The sequence below is a fragment of the Enterobacter hormaechei ATCC 49162 genome, from assembly GCF_001875655.1.
GTDB lineage: Bacteria > Pseudomonadota > Gammaproteobacteria > Enterobacterales > Enterobacteriaceae > Enterobacter > Enterobacter hormaechei.
In genome coordinates, this window is record NZ_MKEQ01000001.1 from 178,976 (window position 1) to 196,883 (window position 17,908).

Annotated in this window: 18 protein-coding genes and 2 pseudogenes; 12 read left to right on the forward strand and 8 right to left on the reverse strand. The window is 53.0% G+C overall.

From position 1 onward, the window contains the following. The first annotated feature begins 41 nt into the window (after positions 1-41). Positions 42-407: a hypothetical protein gene (locus BH712_RS00965; RefSeq protein WP_071850020.1), complete on the forward strand. Its 366-nt coding sequence runs from the start codon at positions 42-44 to the stop codon at positions 405-407. A 302-nt stretch (positions 408-709) separates the two neighbouring features. On the opposite strand, the pseudogene BH712_RS00975 reads toward BH712_RS00965, so the two are convergent. Next, positions 710-1,101, reverse strand: a pseudogene (locus tag BH712_RS00975) (DUF933 domain-containing protein); the annotation flags it as partial. 402 nt (positions 1,102-1,503) lie between these two features. Between BH712_RS00975 and BH712_RS00980 the strand changes: the two are divergent. Next, positions 1,504-1,731 carry a hypothetical protein gene (locus tag BH712_RS00980; protein ID WP_006812592.1) on the forward strand — a complete coding sequence of 76 codons (228 nt, stop codon included), beginning with the start codon at positions 1,504-1,506 and terminating at the stop codon, positions 1,729-1,731. Positions 1,732-2,427: 696 nt separating this feature from the next. Then, a complete protein-coding gene (locus BH712_RS00990) occupies positions 2,428-2,853 on the forward strand; it encodes a hypothetical protein (protein ID WP_032674187.1) in 426 nt (141 codons plus the stop codon). A 59-nt stretch (positions 2,854-2,912) separates the two neighbouring features. On the opposite strand, the gene ychF is transcribed toward BH712_RS00990, so the two are convergent. Both ychF and pth read right to left on the reverse strand, forming a co-directional pair. Continuing rightward, positions 2,913-4,007, reverse strand: coding sequence for a redox-regulated ATPase YchF (gene ychF, locus BH712_RS00995; protein ID WP_003856650.1), 1,095 nt, complete (start codon positions 4,005-4,007; stop codon positions 2,913-2,915). A 126-nt stretch (positions 4,008-4,133) separates the two neighbouring features. Continuing rightward, complete coding sequence (pth, locus tag BH712_RS01000) at positions 4,134-4,718, reverse strand: aminoacyl-tRNA hydrolase (RefSeq protein WP_006810922.1); 585 nt, start codon at positions 4,716-4,718, stop codon at positions 4,134-4,136. A gap of 274 nt (positions 4,719-4,992) precedes the next feature. Here pth and ychH point away from each other — a divergent pair, with 274 nt between their 5' ends. Further along, positions 4,993-5,268 (forward strand): stress-induced protein YchH, encoded by a 276-nt coding sequence (gene ychH / locus BH712_RS01005; protein ID WP_003856655.1) that lies wholly within the window; start codon positions 4,993-4,995, stop codon positions 5,266-5,268. A gap of 120 nt (positions 5,269-5,388) precedes the next feature. Continuing rightward, positions 5,389-6,447, forward strand: a complete 1,059-nt coding sequence (locus tag BH712_RS01010) for a MerR family transcriptional regulator (protein ID WP_006810921.1) — start codon at positions 5,389-5,391, stop codon at positions 6,445-6,447. Here the strand turns inward: BH712_RS01010 and dauA are convergent. The 4 genes from dauA to lolB form a co-directional block, all read right to left on the reverse strand. After that, positions 6,433-8,112 carry a C4-dicarboxylic acid transporter DauA gene (gene dauA / locus BH712_RS01015; RefSeq protein ID WP_006810920.1) on the reverse strand — a complete coding sequence of 560 codons (1,680 nt, stop codon included), beginning with the start codon at positions 8,110-8,112 and terminating at the stop codon, positions 6,433-6,435. The genes BH712_RS01010 and dauA overlap by 15 nt on opposite strands. A 124-nt stretch (positions 8,113-8,236) precedes the next feature. After that, a complete protein-coding gene (gene prs, locus BH712_RS01020; RefSeq protein WP_003856663.1) occupies positions 8,237-9,184 on the reverse strand; it encodes a ribose-phosphate diphosphokinase in 948 nt (315 codons plus the stop codon). A gap of 125 nt (positions 9,185-9,309) precedes the next feature. Then, positions 9,310-10,179 carry a 4-(cytidine 5'-diphospho)-2-C-methyl-D-erythritol kinase gene (ispE, locus tag BH712_RS01030; protein ID WP_006810918.1) on the reverse strand — a complete coding sequence of 290 codons (870 nt, stop codon included), beginning with the start codon at positions 10,177-10,179 and terminating at the stop codon, positions 9,310-9,312. Further along, positions 10,176-10,787 (reverse strand): lipoprotein insertase outer membrane protein LolB, encoded by a 612-nt coding sequence (gene lolB, locus BH712_RS01035; RefSeq protein WP_006810917.1) that lies wholly within the window; start codon positions 10,785-10,787, stop codon positions 10,176-10,178. Before lolB ends, ispE begins: the two co-directional genes overlap by 4 nt. 201 nt (positions 10,788-10,988) lie before the next feature. On the opposite strand from lolB, the gene hemA reads away from it, so the two are divergent. The 6 genes and pseudogenes from hemA to kdsA all read left to right on the forward strand — a co-directional run bounded on the left by hemA (position 10,989) and on the right by kdsA (position 16,112). Then, entirely contained in the window at positions 10,989-12,245 is a 1,257-nt protein-coding gene (hemA, locus tag BH712_RS01040; RefSeq protein ID WP_003856666.1) for a glutamyl-tRNA reductase, read from the forward strand. A gap of 41 nt (positions 12,246-12,286) precedes the next feature. Beyond that, complete coding sequence (prfA, locus tag BH712_RS01045) at positions 12,287-13,369, forward strand: peptide chain release factor 1 (protein WP_006810916.1); 1,083 nt, start codon at positions 12,287-12,289, stop codon at positions 13,367-13,369. Beyond that, the gene (gene prmC, locus BH712_RS01050) at positions 13,369-14,199 is read left to right on the forward strand and encodes a peptide chain release factor N(5)-glutamine methyltransferase (protein ID WP_006810915.1); all 831 of its coding nucleotides are present in this window, start codon (positions 13,369-13,371) and stop codon (positions 14,197-14,199) included. The genes prfA and prmC overlap by 1 nt, the downstream gene beginning before the upstream one ends. 8 nt (positions 14,200-14,207) lie before the next feature. After that, a pseudogene (locus BH712_RS01055) lies at positions 14,208-14,408 on the forward strand (SirB2 family protein); the annotation flags it as partial. 3 nt (positions 14,409-14,411) lie between these two features. After that, on the forward strand, positions 14,412-15,221 hold the full coding sequence (gene sirB1 / locus BH712_RS01060) for an invasion regulator SirB1 (protein ID WP_006810913.1): 810 nt from the start codon (positions 14,412-14,414) through the stop codon (positions 15,219-15,221). A 36-nt stretch (positions 15,222-15,257) separates the two neighbouring features. Next, a complete protein-coding gene (gene kdsA, locus BH712_RS01065; protein ID WP_003856671.1) occupies positions 15,258-16,112 on the forward strand; it encodes a 3-deoxy-8-phosphooctulonate synthase in 855 nt (284 codons plus the stop codon). A 115-nt stretch (positions 16,113-16,227) separates the two neighbouring features. Here kdsA and chaA read toward each other — a convergent pair whose 3' ends face one another. Further along, a complete protein-coding gene (gene chaA, locus BH712_RS01070; RefSeq protein WP_006810912.1) occupies positions 16,228-17,328 on the reverse strand; it encodes a sodium-potassium/proton antiporter ChaA in 1,101 nt (366 codons plus the stop codon). 268 nt (positions 17,329-17,596) lie between these two features. Here chaA and chaB point away from each other — a divergent pair, with 268 nt between their 5' ends. After that, entirely contained in the window at positions 17,597-17,827 is a 231-nt protein-coding gene (gene chaB, locus BH712_RS01075; RefSeq protein ID WP_006810911.1) for a putative cation transport regulator ChaB, read from the forward strand. Positions 17,828-17,908: the final 81 nt, after the last annotated feature.

Consider the following 17,908-nt stretch of genomic DNA (forward strand, 5'->3'; position numbering starts at 1 on the left):
ATATTTAGAAGGGTTGATAATTTTATGCAGTTAGGACATGTATGATTGCTTACTTAAGATTCATTAGAGAAAACAACGCGCTCGAATGGATTCACTGTTCAAGAAATATAAGTCTAAACATACCTCGCTTAGATATCGCTATGGTCGATCCTACACGCCAGTTAGTCTTTGCATTGAGCGAACAAAAATCATTACCAACCGTTTTGACCATCTTCAATGCTCATGGCGAAAAACTATTTTGGTCTGCACCTCCTGAAGGCGCGACTTTTTATTACTTAACATTCAACCTGTCAAATGAAGTGGTCGTTGTCTGTAGTTATCCAGTAAAACAAAATGGCTGGCATGATTGGTTTTATTCCTATGATATGAAGCGTAACGCATTGTCTCGATCAGGCCCTGCGTATTAATATCAAATGAGCCCAAAAAATGATAACAATAGCCGGTGGCAAAAGAGATACTATATAAATAATTCCAACAAGTGGTTTAAAAAGGTGTGCGTAAAGGGGAATTATCCTGGCCTCCGGAAGACGGATCCCAAGAAACGGCACTGTCATTCTCGCTAAATATGAGACTCTTGACTCTCTTGAAGAGCGCTTAGGCGAGGATCTTTTTCAGACGTTAAAGCTTGTGACTGCCGATATCATTCCTTTTGAACCCAGCATGAAAACAGAACTCTTAAACAATGTGTTTTAGCCACGCAATAAAAAAATCAAACGTTAAACAAGAAGTTCATCACGTCGCCATCTTTAACGATGTAATCTTTCCCTTCCGCACGCATCTTGCCTGCTTCTTTCGCACCTTGCTCACCCTTGTAGGTGATAAAGTCTTCAAACGCGATAGTCTGCGCACGAATGAAGCCTTTCTCGAAGTTGGAGTGGATCTTACCAGCCGCCTGAGGCACAGTCGCACCGACAGGGTTGGTTCACGCGCGCACTTCTTTCCGCCCGCGGTGAAGTAGGTTTGCAGGCTGAACATCTCATGGCCCGCGCGGATCACGCGGTTCAGACCCGGTTCGGCCATGAAATCTTCACGATCGGCGTCGTTCATTTCAGTGATATCAGATTCAACCGCGGCGCAAACCGCCACCACTACAGAATATTCACCGCTCGAAGATTTTGCTGAGAAGATCCCGCACAACCCCCTGACGCAGTCTTTGCTAAATTATTTAAAAATCACACTATTGAAAAATAAAAGATGGAAGTAATATGGATAAAATAATATTTAATAATTATGGAGTGATCCTTATCGAGAGAGAAGGGCGTTTATTTATTAGGTTTTATTCAGGGGGGATGGTTATGAAAGAGTAGGAGGAAGAAGTGAGTATTGATGCGGCTAAAAAAGTTCAAGTGAGTGAAAAAGATGCTTGTGAGGTTTTAATTTCTATCGAAAATAGAAAAAATAAAGTATAGACTTCATTTTTAATGAGCAACTACAGGTCAGCGACAAAGAAGGCGCATCTAATTATATTGGTGATTTTTACATAAAAATAGTAGAGTAATCTAAATGTATTTTTTAGAAAGAAAAGATGCAGAGAAAATGCTCTTTGAATTCTTAAAGAGAACTTTAATAAAAGAATCTGATATCGATGAGTTAATGAGCATGGCAATTAAACATGAGTCCGGCCCTCCTATGAAAGGCATAATGTTTAAATATGATAAAATGGAGAGAAATGAACTCACCGCACAAGATAGAGATGACCTTAGTACATTGATGCATTTTTATGGTCCGTGATGAGATATATCAATTCTTTTCTTTTAAAATACTATAATTACAGAGACAGGAAAGTTATCAATAATCAAACAGATGATATTTTTATTATTTCTCAGATAAAATATTCAATCCAAAACTAAATTCAAGGTTGTTTTCTTAATAAAAAATTCCTCAAACATCAATGGAGTCTCGAGGCCGTTTTAAAAAGTGAAGCAAGCATCAATATCAAAAAATTCAACATCATCCATGTATAAAAAACATTTTTATTGAGAGCGAACATGATCGCTGACTTCAGGTTTTCCAGAGAAAAAACATGCTCGAATGGATCTTCTCTTCAAGAACTATAAGTCTAAACATATCTCGCTTATATGCCGCCATGGTCGATCCTGCACGCCAATTAGTCTTTGCGATAAGCGAACCAGAACTATTACCAACCGTTTTAAAATCTTCAATGCAGAGGGCGGAGAGCTATTATTGTCTGCACCGCCTGAAAAGGCTTATTTCTATTACTTAACATTAAATTTGTCGAAGGAAGTCGTTGTTATCTGTAGTTTCGCAGTTCAACAAAATGGCTGGTATGATTGGTTTTATTCCTTTGATATGGTTCATAACACGTTGTCTCGATCAGGACCTGGGTACTAAATTCGCTATTAATAATAAAAGTTATATTGGCCCACAGGAAAAATCACAATATTTCCAATGAAGGAGCATTGTTCCATGAAAGACCTTGAAAACCCAAAAATTGAATCTGAAATTAACTCCTTTGTTGAACAAGAAAACGAGTTTCACGACAACAAAAAATACGTCGAGGCTTTAGAGCAATACCAAAAAGCCTGGCAAGCTCTTCCTGAGCCAAAGCTCGAATGGGAGCTCGCCAACTGGATCTCTGCCTGCATGTACAGCGCATATTTTGATCTCGCGGATTACGCTGAGGCAAAGAAATGGGGAGAGACGACATTACGGACACGTGGATCGGATATAGACACTGCACCCTTAATCGATCTCGGTATGGTCTGTTATGAGTTGAATCAATTCGAGGAAGCGTATAAATATTTTAACGATGCTTATAACTACGGCAAAGAGCGTGCGTTTCAGGATAGACCTAAAAAATATCTTGAATTCTATCTGCGCAAGAGGGGATAAGTTCGTTACTCTATAAAAAAATCCACGCCAAAGCGTGGATTTTTTTTATTCAAGACGACTCAAACGTTAAACAGGAAGTTCATCACGTCGCCATCTTTAACGATGTAATCTTTCCCTTCCGCACGCATCTTGCCTGCTTCTTTCGCGCCTTGCTCACCCTTATAGGTGATGAAGTCTTCAAACGCGATAGTCTGTGCACGAATAAAGCCTTTCTCGAAGTCGGTGTGGATTTTACCGGCCGCCTGAGGTGCAGTCGCACCGACAGGGATGGTCCACGCACGCACTTCTTTCACGCCAGCGGTGAAGTAGGTTTGCAGGTTCAGCAGTTCATAGCCCGCGCGGATCACGCGGTTCAGGCCCGGCTCTTCGAGACCCAGCTCGGCCATGAACTCTTCACGATCGGCGTCGTCCAGCTCAGCAATATCAGATTCAACGGCAGCGCAAACTGCTACCACGACAGACCCTTCAGCAGCCGCAATTTCACGCACTTTGTCCAGATACGGGTTGTTCTCGAAACCGTCTTCGTTAACGTTGGCGATGTACATGGTTGGCTTCAGGGTCAGGAAGCTCAGGTATTTGATCGCCGCTTTGTCTTCGTCAGTCAGGTTTTTCAGCGCGCGCAGCATGCCCGCGTTTTCCAGCTGTGGCAGACATTTTTCCAGCGCAGCCAGTTCCGCTTTCGCGTCTTTGTCGCCGCCTTTGGCTTTCTTCTGCACGCGGTGAATGGCGCGCTCGCAGGTGTCGAGGTCAGAGAGGGCCAGCTCGGTGTTGATGACGTCGATGTCGTCAGCCGGATCCACTTTGTTGTTTACGTGGATGATGTTGTCGTTCTCAAAGCAGCGCACAACATGGCCGATCGCTTCGGTTTCACGGATGTTGGTCAGGAACTGGTTGCCCAGACCTTCACCCTTGGATGCGCCTTTTACCAGGCCCGCGATGTCCACGAACTCCATGGTGGTTGGCAGAATGCGCTGCGGCTTCACGATTTCCGCGAGCTGATCCAGACGCGGATCGGGCATAGGAACAACACCGGTGTTCGGCTCGATGGTACAGAACGGGAAGTTCGCCGCTTCAATACCTGCTTTGGTGAGCGCGTTGAACAGGGTGGATTTGCCCACGTTTGGCAGACCGACGATACCGCATTTGAATCCCATTTCTAAATCACCTTAATATCTTGATAATCAATCCGTTAACGATAACCGATTGAAGAAAAGTAAATAACTACGCCTATTATACACGTAACCCGCGCGACGCGCGGTAAAAAAGCCCCAGCACGCCGATTATTGCGCTTTGAAAGCGTGCAGTCGATTGGTGGCTTTCGTCAGGCCGTCCTGAAGCCAAATCTCGGTGCAGCGGGCCGCTTCGTCCACCGCTTCGTCAATCAACTTCTGCTCAGAAACCGGCGGTTTACCGAGTACGAAACCGACAACTTTGTTTTTATCGCCCGGATGACCGATTCCCACGCGCAAACGGTGGAAATTCGGGTTATTACCCAGTTTGCTGATGATATCTTTCAGACCATTGTGACCACCATGGCCGCCACCCAGTTTGAACTTCGCCACGCCTGGCGGCAGATCCAGTTCGTCGTGGGCCACCAGGATCTCATCCGGATTGATGCGATAAAACGTTGCCATAGCTGCCACGGCTTTGCCGCTCAGGTTCATAAAGGTGGTTGGCACCAGCAACCGCACGTCGGCACCCGCAAGATTGATGCGTGAGGTATACCCGTAAAACTTGGGTTCTTCACGCAGGGGAGCGCGCAAACGCTCTGCCAGCAGATCAACATACCAGGCACCGGCGTTATGGCGGGTTGCGGCATACTCTGCGCCCGGATTGGCGAGGCCGACAATCAGTTTAATCGTCACGATTTACTTCCTAATGGGTTCCAGATCTGGCGCGTAGTTTACTGTCTGGCGCGCCGCTTGACAAAGTTCTGCCTGCTCTACACCGAAATGCGAATAATTACGTATTTGAACAATTAGAATTTCAAGCTGTTCAATGTCTTATTTGTAAATTTTTGTCTGGGAGTTATCTGTAAATGTGATCATTCACGCAACTCATATAAGAGGCGTTGTCTATACTTTACACACAAGGAGAAGGGGCTTTTCCCCTGACAACCCAAAGTTCCGGAGGTGACATATGAAACGCAAAAACGCTTCGATGCTCGGTAACGTGCTAATGGGGTTGGGACTGTTCGTGATGGTCGCCGGTGTCGGTTATTCAATCTTAAACCAATTACCGCAGCTTGACCTCCCACAATACTTTGCGCATGGCGCGGTGCTGAGCATCTTCCTCGGTGCGGTATTGTGGCTCGCCGGGGCGCGCGTAAGCGGACATGAGGAAGTCTGCGATAAATACTGGTGGGTGCGCCATTACGATAAACGATGCCGCCGCGACCAGCGCAAGCATAGCTAGTGCCCCATAAAGAACACCGAAACGACTTCATCTGAAGTCGTTTTTTTTTGCATGACGCATTGACCCTCACGTAACGTAAGGCTCCAGAGTAACGACACTGGCAGAACAAAAGGAGCCGTTATGTTGATACAGGTGGGTGAACTGGCGAAACGTGCCGGGATCACCGTGCGGACTTTGCATCACTACGAGCAAACAGGGCTGTTGTTACCTTCTGCCAGAAGCGCGGCAGGCTACCGGCTTTATAACCTGGCGGATGTGCAGCGTCTGCATATGATCCAGACGCTGGCAAAAGCCGGGCTGGAGCTTGCCGAAATCAGGGATTTTCTGGAACAGCGTTCGCTGTCATTAGCCGAATTACTCGACGGGCAAATCACTCTGCTGGACAAGCAACTGCGTAGTATCCATACGCTGCGCAACCGGCTGGTGGAGTTGCGTACCGGGCTGACCGACGATGCGACGCCGGATCTGGAATCCTGGCTACAGACTCTGGAGTTAATGAATATGTACGATCGCTGGTTTAGCAAAGAAGAGTTGCAGCAACTGCCGTTTGCGGTAGAGAAAGAGGCGCTGGCGGATATCTGGTCGGGGCTGGTGACGGAGGTTAAACACTTGCTGGAACAGAACGTCAGCGTCACGGACGCGCGGGCGACCGATTTGGCTTCACGGTGGATGGAACGCCTGGAGCAGGATACCGCAGGCAAACCGGAATTTTTGACCCGTCTGAACGAGATGCACAGCGTGGAGCCGCAGATGCAGGAGCAAACCGGCATTACGCCGGAGATAACTGATTACATCACGCGGGCGTTTGCCGAATCAAAGCTCAGCATCTGGGAGAAATATCTCACTGCCGAAGAGATGGCCTTTACCCGGGCGCACTACTTTGACCGGATGATGGAGTGGCCGCCGCTGGTGGCGAAGCTGCATCAGGCGCAGCGGGATAATCTCAGTCCCGCTTCTGACGATGCGCAAAAGCTGGCAGAAAACTGGCTGGTTTTATTCCAGTCCTATGCGGGAACAAACCCGCAGACCCAGCAAAAATTTCGCCTCGCCATGCAGCAGGAGCCGCATCTGATGAAAGGCACGTGGATGACGCCTGCCGTGCTTGAATGGCTCCAGCAGGCGATCGGGGTGAGGATGCAAAGACGCGTCTCTGCATCAGATGACTCACAGATCCGCTAACGCAGCTTCACGGTTAGGGTAGAAGGACAATCGGCCAGGGATCGGCTGCACGCCCGCGCGCGCCATGGTGCGCAGGGGCTGGAATTCGAGGTTACTTATCCGCAGCTCGCAGCCTTCCGGCAGGCGGGCAACAAAGCGCTGGAAGGCATCCAGACCACCGGCGTCCAGCACCGGGACGGCATCCCACTTTAGCACCACAATTCGTTTGCCCGCGATGCAGGATTCCAGATCGCTGAACAGTCCTTCCGCCGCGGCGAAGAACAGGGGGCCGATCACCCGCAGTACCAGCACATCGTCAGGCACCTCAACGTTAACCGGGGAGAGACGCGTCATCTGCGCGATGCGGCGCATAAACAGCAGCGAGGCCAGCACAATGCCGACGCTGATGGCGATAACCATATCGAACAGCACGGTCAGCGACATACAGATCAGCATCACAATAATGTCGTCTTTCGGCGCGCGGCGCAGCAGGTTAACCACTTTATGCGCCTCACTCATGTTCCAGGCCACCATCAGCAGTAGTGCAGCCATGGCAGAAAGCGGAAGCCATGAAAGCAGCGGGGCAAGGATCAGCAGCGCCATGATCACCAGCAGGGAGTGAATGACCGCTGAAACCGGTGATGTCGCGCCTGCGCGCACGTTCGCGGCGGAACGGGCAATTGCAGCCGTAGCCGTAATACCGCCGAAGAACGGTGCAACGATGTTCCCTAAACCCTGGCCGACCAGTTCGCCGTTGGCTTTATGCTTAGTGCCGGTCATACCGTCGAGCACGACGGCGCAGAGCAGGGATTCAATCGCCCCCAGCATGGCCATGGAGAACGCGGCGGGCAGCAGGGCGCGAAGGGAATCCCAGCTCAGGGTGAAGCTGGAGCCCGGCATGTCCCACGGCAGAACCAGCTGCGGCAGCAGCTGCGGAATACCGTTACCCTGTGAGCCGTCCGCCAGAACATAGTGGAACTGGGAGCCAATTGTGGCGACCTGTCCGCCGAGCAGGTTGACGATATTCATCACCGCGCAGCCCAGCAGCAGGGCGGGCAGATGCCCCGGGAGACGAATGCCTAAGCGAGGCCAGACAATGAGTGTGCCGAGGGTAACGATACCTATGGCCGCATCGCCCAGGTTGGCCGTCGGCAACGCCATGAACAGCGCGCCCACTTTCTGTAAATAGTGCTCCGGAACATGGGCCATTTGCAGGCCGAGGAAATCCTTAATCTGCATGGTCCCGATGGTGATCCCAATCCCCGAGGTGAACCCCAGCGTCACGGAAAGGGGGATATATTCAATCAGGCGACCAAAACGGGCCAGACCGAACAGAATTAAAAAGACGCCGGACATCAGGGTGGCAACCAGCAGGCCTGCCAGACCAAACTGTTGGGAAACCGGGTAGAGGATCACCACAAAGGCGGCGGTCGGGCCGGAAACGCTGAAGCGGGACCCGCCCGTCAGTGCAATCACAATCCCGGCGACCGCCGACGTGTAAAGACCGTACTGCGGCGCGACGCCGCTACCAATTGCCAGCGCCATCGCCAGCGGGATGGCAATAATCCCGACGGTGATCCCGGCTATCAGGTCACGAACAAAGCGTGACGACGTGTATTTCTCTTTCCAGCAGGCGTCGATGAGGGCGCGAAAGGGCAGAACATGTGAGGAGGTTACGTTTTTCACAATTATCTATCATCCGTGTGCGCATCATCTGTCATATGAATGGCAGGTGAAGGAGGCATAAGTCATACAAATAAAAACTATAAACAAAAAAACCCGCCGTAGCGGGTTTTTTGGCCGTGTTCGATCAGTGTTCGAACATTGCAGAGATGGATTCTTCGTTGCTGATACGACGAATCGCTTCGGCCAGCATCCCGGACAGGGTCAATGTACGCACGTTTGGCAGCGCTTTGATCTCGTCACTCAGTGGGATGGTATCGCACACCACAACTTCGTCAATGACGGAGTTACGGAGGTTGTTCACCGCATTGCCGGAGAAGATTGGGTGAGTCGCGTAAGCGAATACGCGTTTCGCACCACGCTCTTTCAGCGCTTCAGCGGCTTTACACAGCGTACCGCCGGTATCGATCATGTCGTCCACCAACACGCAGTCGCGGCCAGCCACGTCACCGATGATGTGCATCACCTGAGAAACGTTAGCGCGCGGACGGCGTTTGTCGATGATCGCCATGTCGGTATCGTTCAACAGCTTCGCGATAGCACGAGCACGTACCACGCCGCCGATGTCCGGAGAAACCACAATCGGGTTGTCCAGATTCAGTTGCAGCATGTCTTCCAGCAGGATTGGGCTACCGAATACGTTATCAACCGGCACGTCGAAGAAGCCCTGGATCTGCTCTGCGTGCAGGTCGACCGTCAGTACACGGTCAACGCCGACGCTGGACAGGAAGTCTGCGACAACTTTAGCGGTGATTGGCACACGCGCGGAACGGACGCGACGGTCCTGACGTGCATAGCCAAAGTAAGGAATAACAGCAGTGATACGGCCAGCAGAAGCACGACGCAGCGCGTCGACCATAACAACCAATTCCATCAGGTTGTCATTCGTTGGAGCACAGGTGGACTGGATGATGAAAATATCACCACCGCGTACATTTTCGTTAATTTGTACGCTGACTTCGCCGTCGCTAAAGCGACCTACAGCGGCGTCGCCGAGGGAAGTGTACAGGCGGTTGGCAATACGTTGTGCTAGTTCCGGGGTGGCGTTACCAGCAAAAAGCTTCATATCAGGCACGAGAAGAACCTCAGGCATGCGTCCAGTGGTGGATAGCGTTCGCCGCAAACTGCGGGGCCTAAGCAAACGCTATCCAGGCGGTGTATTAAAGAGCGCGATGCAACGTCTGGAACAGGGTGACGTTGTCACCGAAACTCAGTCTGCGCCAGAATGGCCTGCTGTAGGGGGGAGGTGTTCATCCCGCGTGCTACAAAACCATGCAGCCAAACCGGCGCTTGCTCAAGCACCTGACGGGCGGCGGTTTCGGTGTCAAATTCAGCAAAGACACAGGCCCCTGTACCGGTCAGGCGCGACGGCGCGTATTCTAACAGCCAGGAAAGCACCGCATCAACCTCGCGAAAACGTTTTCTTGCGATATCCTCGCAATCGTTGCTGAATTCACAATTTAATAACGTTTTTATTGACCGTACCGGGGTATTTCTTTTCAGGTCAGGATCTTTGAAGATGACCGGGGTAGGAATGCTCACGCCAGGGTGAACGATCAGATACCATTTTTCCGGTGGGTCGACCGGCGTAAGGATTTCACCCACCCCTTCAGCGAACGCCGCATGACCGCGCACAAACACCGGTACGTCGGCACCCAGCGTCAATCCTAGCGCTGCCAGTTCGTCCGTTGTCAGGCCGCAGCCCCAAAGGTGATTGAGCGCCACCAGTACGGTCGCGGCGTTTGACGAACCGCCGCCCAGCCCGCCGCCCATCGGCAGGCGTTTGTCGATACGGATATCCGCACCGCTTCCCGCTGGCAGACGGCCCGACGCCGACGCCGTTTGCATCAGCAGACGGGCGGCGCGCACGATCAGGTTATCGTCGTGCGCCACGCCGTCGACCGGCGTCAGCAGGCAAATCTGCCCGTCCTGACGCGGTTCGATGGAGATCGTGTCGCCGTAATCGACAAACTGAAACAGCGTTTGCAGGGTGTGATAGCCGTCAGCGCGCTGCCCGGTAATGTAGAGAAACAGGTTCAGTTTTGCGGGAGAGGGCCAGTGGGTCATCATTTAACGATCCAGTTATCCATTTTCAGCTTGATACGCTGGCTACCCTGCGTCAGCTCCATATTGGACGGCAGCGACGGTTGAGTCTTGCTGTCATAGGCGCTGTACACCACTTTCCAGGTTTTACCGCCCTGGGTGTAGTTCACCTGGCTCAGACGGTATTGATCGTCGAGGGTATAGTCGGTCGCTTCACCCGGCAGGCCGAGGATCCACTGGCGCAGGCTGTTCAGCGGAATCGGCATCCCGGTCAGCTTGCCAATCATCTCTTCGGCGTCGGTGGCCGTGTAGTGCTGGCCCTTGTTATCGGTGATCTGCGCTTCGCCAGGCTTCGCGTTAAGCTCCAGTTCGGTGCTACCCAGCGGGTTCAGTAACAGCAGGCGATAGTTGTCCTGACCCGTTTGTTGCCAGAAGAAGCGAGCGTAAACTTTTTGTTCGTCAGAGAGATAAGCAAACGCACCGCGGGTCTGGTACTGGCTGAGTTTCAGCACGTCCTGCTGGTGCTGGCGCCACTGCGGTGAGTCAGGGCTTTTGCCCGGGCCTTTCGGCTGGTTAACGGAACAGGCGGTCAGAACCAGGGCCGCCAGAGGCAGCAGGCGAATCATTCGGGTCATAATGATGACAAATCCTTGAGATACGTTGCAGTTATAACTGTTAATGCTAGCGTTGAAGGATGCCACCGTCTACGTTCAAATTATCTCAAAGCGCTATGTAACCTATTACTCCGAAAGGGTGCAGTCTCTTTTATTGATCTCGCGCATCCTGTATGATGCGTCCTGCTAACCTTATTAACGCTGGTACTACTCCCGCTCAACATGACCCTATTAGCACTCGGTATTAACCACAAAACAGCCCCGGTTTCACTGCGAGAACGCGTTACGTTTTCGCCGGATACGCTCGACCTGGCGCTGGACAGCCTGCTTGCACAGCCGATGGTGCAGGGAGGGGTGGTGCTGTCGACGTGCAACCGTACCGAGCTGTATTTAAGCGTGGAGGAGCAGGACAACCTGCACGAGGCACTGATCCGCTGGTTATGTGACTACCACAACCTCAACGAAGAAGAGCTGCGCAACAGCCTGTACTGGCATCAGGATAACGATGCGGTCAGCCATCTGATGCGCGTGGCCAGCGGTCTGGATTCGCTGGTACTGGGCGAGCCGCAGATCCTCGGCCAGGTAAAAAAAGCCTTCGCGGATTCCCAGAAAGGGCATCTGAAAGCCAGCGAACTGGAACGTATGTTCCAGAAGTCTTTCTCCGTGGCGAAGCGTGTGCGAACCGAAACCGATATTGGTGCCAGTGCGGTTTCGGTTGCTTTCGCGGCCTGTACCCTTGCCCGTCAAATCTTTGAATCGCTGTCGACCGTCACCGTACTGCTGGTGGGGGCGGGCGAAACCATTGAGCTGGTGGCGCGCCATCTTCGCGAACACAAAGTGAAGAAGATGATCATCGCCAACCGCACCCGGGAACGTGCGCAGGTGCTGGCAGATGAAGTCGGCGCTGAGGTGATTGCGCTGAGCGACATCGATGAACGCCTGAAAGAGGCGGACATTATTATCAGTTCTACCGCCAGCCCGCTGCCGATTATCGGCAAAGGGATGGTCGAACGTGCGCTGAAATCCCGCCGCAATCAGCCGATGCTGCTGGTGGATATCGCCGTTCCGCGTGATGTCGAACCGGAAGTGGGCAAACTGGCAAACGCCTATCTGTACAGCGTGGATGACCTGCAAAGCATCATTTCGCACAACCTTGCCCAGCGTAAAGCGGCGGCAGTGCAGGCGGAAACCATCGTTGAGCAGGAAACCAGCGAGTTTATGGCCTGGCTGCGCGCGCAAAGCGTCAGCGAGACCATCCGCGAGTACCGCGGTCAGGCGGAGCAGGTGCGTGATGACCTGACGGCCAAAGCGTTAGCGGCGCTTGAACAGGGCGGCGACGCGCAGGCGATTATGCAGGATCTGGCCTGGAAACTGACCAACCGCCTGATCCATGCCCCAACCAAATCTCTTCAGCAGGCTGCCCGTGACGGGGACGATGAACGCCTGACAATTCTGCGCAACAGCCTCGGGCTGGAATAGCGCCCTATACCCATTTTCTAAGACAAGGTGCATTTACGCCTATGAAGCCTTCTATCGTCGCTAAACTGGAAGCTCTGCACGAGCGCCATGAAGAAGTCCAGGCGCTGCTCGGCGATGCCGGGACCATTGCCGACCAGGAACGTTTTCGCGCGCTGTCGCGTGAATACGCGCAGTTAAGTGATGTTTCAAAATGCTTTACCGACTGGCGTCAGGTCCAGGAAGATATCGAAACCGCGCAGATGATGCTCGACGATCCTGAGATGCGCGAGATGGCCCAGGAAGAGTTGCAGGACGCCAAAGCGCGTTCAGAAGAGATGGAGCAACAGCTCCAGGTGCTTCTGCTGCCGAAAGATCCGGACGATGAGCGTAACGCTTTTGTGGAAGTCCGCGCCGGGACCGGCGGCGACGAAGCGGCGCTGTTCGCCGGGGATCTGTTCCGTATGTACAGCCGTTATGCCGAATCCCGCCGCTGGCGCGTGGAGATCATGAGCGCTAACGAAGGGGAACATGGCGGTTATAAAGAGATTATCGCCAAAATCAGCGGTGACGGCGTATATGGTCGACTGAAATTTGAATCTGGCGGCCACCGCGTGCAGCGCGTCCCGGCGACCGAATCGCAGGGCCGTATTCACACCTCGGCCTGCACGGTAGCGGTCATGCCCGAGCTGCCGGAAGCGGAATTGCCGGATATCAACCCGGCGGATCTGCGTATCGACACTTTCCGCTCCTCCGGTGCGGGTGGTCAGCACGTTAACACCACCGACTCCGCTATCCGTATTACTCACCTGCCCACCGGCATTGTGGTTGAGTGTCAGGATGAACGTTCCCAGCACAAGAACAAAGCTAAAGCACTATCCGTGCTGGGTGCCCGTATCCACGCGGCGGAAATGGCGAAACGCCAGCAGGCGGAAGCCTCTACACGCCGTAACCTGTTGGGCAGCGGCGACCGTAGCGATCGTAACCGCACCTATAACTTCCCGCAGGGTCGCGTAACCGACCACCGCATCAACCTGACGCTCTACCGACTGGATGAGGCGATGGAAGGCAAGCTCGATATGCTGATTGAGCCTATCGTGCAGGAATACCAGGCCGACCAGCTGGCGGCACTGTCCGAGCAGGATTAATGGATTTTCAGCGCTGGTTACGTGAGGCGGTCGGTGAACTTTCAGACAGTGAAAGCCCGAAGCGCGACGCTGAAATTTTGCTTGAGCATGTGACGGGTAAAGCCCGCACGTATCTGCTGGCTTTCGGTGAAACCGAGCTGACCGCTGAGCAGGAAGCACAGCTCGCCTCGCTGCTTGCCCGCCGTAAAACCGGCGAGCCGGTGGCGCATCTGGTGGGCGAACGTGAGTTCTGGTCACTTCCGCTGTACGTCTCAGCGGCCACACTGATCCCGCGCCCGGACACCGAGTGTCTGGTGGAGCAGGCGCTGGCGCGGTTACCGGCGCAGCCGTGTGAGATCCTCGATCTCGGTACTGGCACCGGCGCGATTGCGCTGGCGCTGGCCAGCGAGCGACCGGATTGCACCGTGACGGCGGTAGACGTAATGCCCGATGCGGTCGCCCTTGCGCGGCGCAACGTTGAACGGCTGGGGCTGAACAATGTTGCCGTTCTGCAAAGCAGCTGGTTTGCCGCGCTTGAAAGCCGCATGTTCGACATGATTGTCAGCAATCCGCCCTACATCGACGAAGACGATCCGCATCTCGCCCGGGGCGACGTGCGTTTTGAACCACTGACCGCGCTGGTCGCTGCGAATCAGGGGCTTGCGGATCTCGATCACATTGTGACAACGTCACGACAACATTTGCTTCCCGGCGGCTGGCTGCTGGTGGAACATGGCTGGACGCAGGGGGAGGCGGTGAGAGCGCTGTTCACGCAGGCAGGCTATTCTGCCGTTGAAACCTGCCGCGACTACGGTGGCAACGAGCGCCTGACGCTGGGTCAGTGGTCATGAAAGCAGGCTATCTGCCATTTACTGATAAAGGCGCATGGCTGACTGAAAAGCGGTTTGGCGTTATCATCTACATCGTTTTGGGTTTTATCGCGCCTGGACGTTATCGTCCGCGCAGCCAGCAGGCAGGGTTTATCGCCTTTCTGCTGGGTCTGGTGGTGCTGTACATCATCATTAAACTCGCCACCACAAGAATACCGTTACTGGGGTAAGTCATGAGGTCCTTAGCCGATTTCGAATTTAACAAAGTGCCGCTCTGCGATGGTATGATCCTGATTTCAGAGATGATCCGCGACGATTTCACGTCACAGTACGTTTACGCTGAACTGGAGAATCTGGTCAGCCTGGCGCGCGAAGAGATCAATCAGGCACGTCCGCAGGACTGGCAATTAGAGAAGCTGATTGAGCTTTTCTACGGCGAATGGGGTTTCTGCGACACGCGAGGCGTGTACCGCTTGTCTGACGCACTGTGGCTGGACCAGGTGTTGAAAAATCGTCAGGGCAGCGCCGTCGCGTTGGGCGCCATTTTACTGTGGGTTGCACACGAACTGGATATTCCACTGGTGCCGGTCATTTTCCCAACGCAGATGATTTTGCGGGCGGAGTGGCTGGACGGTGAGATGTGGTTAATCAATCCATTTAACGGCGACACGCTGGATGAGCATACGCTGGACGTCTGGCTGAAGGGCAACATTAGCCCGATAGCTGAGCTGTTCAATGAAGATCTTGATGAAGCCGATAACGCCGAAGTGATCCGCAAACTGTTGGATACGCTGAAGTCTGCGCTGATGGAAGAGCGGCAGATGGAGCTGGCCCTGCGCGCAAGCGAAGTGCTGTTGCAGTTCAATCCGGAAGATCCGTACGAAATCCGCGACCGCGGCCTGATTTATGCGCAGCTCGACTGCGAGCACGTGGCGCTGAATGATTTGAATTATTTCGTCGAGCAATGTCCGGAAGATCCGATCAGCGAAATGATCCGCGCGCAGATCAACGCGATCGCGCATAAACACATTACACTGCATTAATCTTAATTCCGATTCACACCTGAATAAGGCGATCCTATGAAACAAAAAGTGGTTAGCATTGGTGATATCAACGTGGCAAACGACCTGCCGTTCGTGCTGTTTGGCGGTATGAACGTGCTGGAATCCCGCGATCTCGCTATGCGCATCTGCGAACACTACGTGACCGTGACCCAAAAGCTGGGCATCCCGTACGTGTTTAAAGCCTCTTTTGACAAAGCCAACCGCTCCTCCATTCACTCCTACCGTGGCCCGGGCCTGGAAGAGGGGATGAAGATTTTCCAGGAGCTGAAACAGACGTTTGGCGTGAAAGTGATCACCGACGTGCACGAAGCCTCTCAGGCACAGCCCGTGGCAGATGTGGTAGACGTGATCCAGCTTCCGGCGTTCCTGGCTCGCCAGACTGACCTGGTAGAAGCGATGGCGAAAACCGGTGCCGTGATTAACGTGAAAAAACCGCAGTTTGTCAGCCCTGGCCAGATGGGTAACATCGTCGATAAGTTTATCGAAGGCGGTAACGACCAGGTGATCCTGTGCGACCGTGGTTCAAACTTCGGTTATGACAACCTGGTTGTGGATATGCTGGGCTTCAGCGTGATGAAGAACGTCTCTAACCAGTCGCCGGTGATTTTCGACGTGACCCACTCCCTGCAATGCCGCGACCCGTTTGGTGCCGCGTCTGGCGGGCGTCGTGCGCAGGTAACCGAACTGGCGCGCGCCGGGATGGCGACCGGCCTGGCGGGTCTGTTCATTGAAGCGCACCCGGATCCGGCTAACGCGAAATGCGACGGTCCATCCGCGCTGCCGCTGGACAAGCTGGAGCCGTTCCTGAAACAGATCAAGGCGATTGACGATCTGGTGAAGAGCTTCGACGAGCTGGATACCAGCAACTAATAAAAAACCCGCTTCGGCGGGTTTTTTTATGGGGCATATTGCCGGGTGGCGCTGCGCTTACCCGGCCTACAAAACCCGTAGGCCCTGCAAGCGAAGCGCCGCTGGGCAAAAAAGATTATGCAAATATCGTCATCAGATACGCAATAAACAGCGCCATATGCGCCGCGCCGTTCAGCACATTGGTGCGGCCGGTGGAGAAGGATATCTGGCACAGCAGCAATGATGCCATCATCACAATCATCTCTGGCGCACCCAGCGCAAACTGCAAATCATTCCCCGTCATAAAGGCAATCAGCGTCACCACCGGAACGGTGAGGGAGATGGTCGCCAGTACGGAGCCGAAGAATAGATTCATCGCACGCTGCACCTGATTGTTCAGCACCGCTTTCAGCGCCCCCAGACCTTCTGGTGACAGGATCAACAGGGCTACCAGGAAACCGGTAAAGGCGACCGGCGCGTTCAGTTCCGTTAACAGCGCCTCCAGCGGGTTCGCATTCATCTTGGTGACCGCAATAACGGCAATCAGATGCACGATCAGCCAAACCGTGTGCCACGCGCTGCTGTGGGCCGACGGCTTACCGTGATGCGGGTCATCGTCGTCGGCTTCATCTTCATGCTCGTACACAAACAGGCTCTGGTGCGTTTTGGTCTGGATCAGCAGGAACACGCCATACATCGCCGCGGAAATCAGCGCCACCAGCAGCGCCTGGCCGGTGGTGAAGTTTGCACCCGGCAGCGCCATCGGGAAGACCAGCACGATAATCGCCAGCGGGAACAGGGCGATCAGGTACTGTTTAATGCCAAAGAGATTCATGTACTGGGTGGCAAATTTGCGTCCACCCAGTAAAAGCGAAAAACCGACCAGACCGCCGGTGACAATCATAATGATCGAGTAGAGCGTATCGCGCATTAGCGTTGGCGCGGCGTCGCCGGTGGCCATTAATGCGGAAATTAAACTGACTTCAAGAATAACAACCGAAAGGCTTAAAATTAATGAACCATACGGCTCTCCAAGACGGTGGGCTAACACATCCGCATGGCGTACCACGCTAAATGCGCTGGTTAAAATACCCACCAGAGCCAGAATATTGATCCCCACAACCACTGGCAATGACTGACTGCTTCCCCAGAAGAGCAGCACAGCCAGTGCCAGAACCGGGAAAATGAGAGAGGTCTCCTTGTGGCGGGTTTTTACCGCCTCGTGTGTTGCTGTCATGTGCTTCTCCGTCAATGCAGGTGCTTGTAATTATAGATAGATTTTGAGGACGTTAAATTAACATAAATCTGTTAAATACCCTGTATAGTTTACCTTTTTTTACCCTTTTCTATAATTTTCACGGCTGAGTCTTATAATACATTATCTCCACTAAATACTCATTAAATAACAATGTCTTGCTTTTTTGTATCGTTCATTTCTATTGTTCGGGTGGCACCCTGGCGTATCGTCGTCCACACTTATCTTTTAGCCAAAAGAGAGGTTAACGATGCCATACAAATCGAAAAGCGAATTACCGGACAACGTGCAAAACGTATTGCCTGCTCACGCGCAGGATATCTACAAAGAAGCTTTTAACAGCGCCTGGGATCAGTACAAAGATAAAGACGATCGCCGGGACGATGCCAGCCGTGAAGAGACGGCGCATAAAGTGGCCTGGGCCGCCGTAAAAAATGACTATGAGAAGGGGGATGATGATAAATGGCACAAAAAGAAATAGCTGCCGAATAATACGCTGCCTCCATTTTGACATTTCAGGCGGTTGACCTGCCGCTGTATTGCATCTGGCCCGCGAATTGCT

Excerpts from the sequence above, each read along its gene's own strand:
- BH712_RS00965 (WP_071850020.1), top strand. The coding sequence starts at position 42 with ATGATTGCTTACTTAAGATTCATTAGAGAAAACAACGCGCTCGAATGG.
- BH712_RS00980 (WP_006812592.1), top strand. The coding sequence starts at position 1,504 with ATGTATTTTTTAGAAAGAAAAGATGCAGAGAAAATGCTCTTTGAATTC.
- BH712_RS00990 (WP_032674187.1), top strand. The coding sequence starts at position 2,428 with ATGAAAGACCTTGAAAACCCAAAAATTGAATCTGAAATTAACTCCTTT.
- ychF (WP_003856650.1), bottom strand. The coding sequence starts at position 4,007 with ATGGGATTCAAATGCGGTATCGTCGGTCTGCCAAACGTGGGCAAATCC.
- ychH (WP_003856655.1), top strand. The coding sequence starts at position 4,993 with ATGAAACGCAAAAACGCTTCGATGCTCGGTAACGTGCTAATGGGGTTG.
- BH712_RS01010 (WP_006810921.1), top strand. The coding sequence starts at position 5,389 with ATGTTGATACAGGTGGGTGAACTGGCGAAACGTGCCGGGATCACCGTG.
- ispE (WP_006810918.1), bottom strand. The coding sequence starts at position 10,179 with ATGATGACCCACTGGCCCTCTCCCGCAAAACTGAACCTGTTTCTCTAC.
- lolB (WP_006810917.1), bottom strand. The coding sequence starts at position 10,787 with ATGACCCGAATGATTCGCCTGCTGCCTCTGGCGGCCCTGGTTCTGACC.
- hemA (WP_003856666.1), top strand. The coding sequence starts at position 10,989 with ATGACCCTATTAGCACTCGGTATTAACCACAAAACAGCCCCGGTTTCA.
- prfA (WP_006810916.1), top strand. The coding sequence starts at position 12,287 with ATGAAGCCTTCTATCGTCGCTAAACTGGAAGCTCTGCACGAGCGCCAT.
- prmC (WP_006810915.1), top strand. The coding sequence starts at position 13,369 with ATGGATTTTCAGCGCTGGTTACGTGAGGCGGTCGGTGAACTTTCAGAC.
- sirB1 (WP_006810913.1), top strand. The coding sequence starts at position 14,412 with ATGAGGTCCTTAGCCGATTTCGAATTTAACAAAGTGCCGCTCTGCGAT.
- kdsA (WP_003856671.1), top strand. The coding sequence starts at position 15,258 with ATGAAACAAAAAGTGGTTAGCATTGGTGATATCAACGTGGCAAACGAC.
- chaA (WP_006810912.1), bottom strand. The coding sequence starts at position 17,328 with ATGACAGCAACACACGAGGCGGTAAAAACCCGCCACAAGGAGACCTCT.
- chaB (WP_006810911.1), top strand. The coding sequence starts at position 17,597 with ATGCCATACAAATCGAAAAGCGAATTACCGGACAACGTGCAAAACGTA.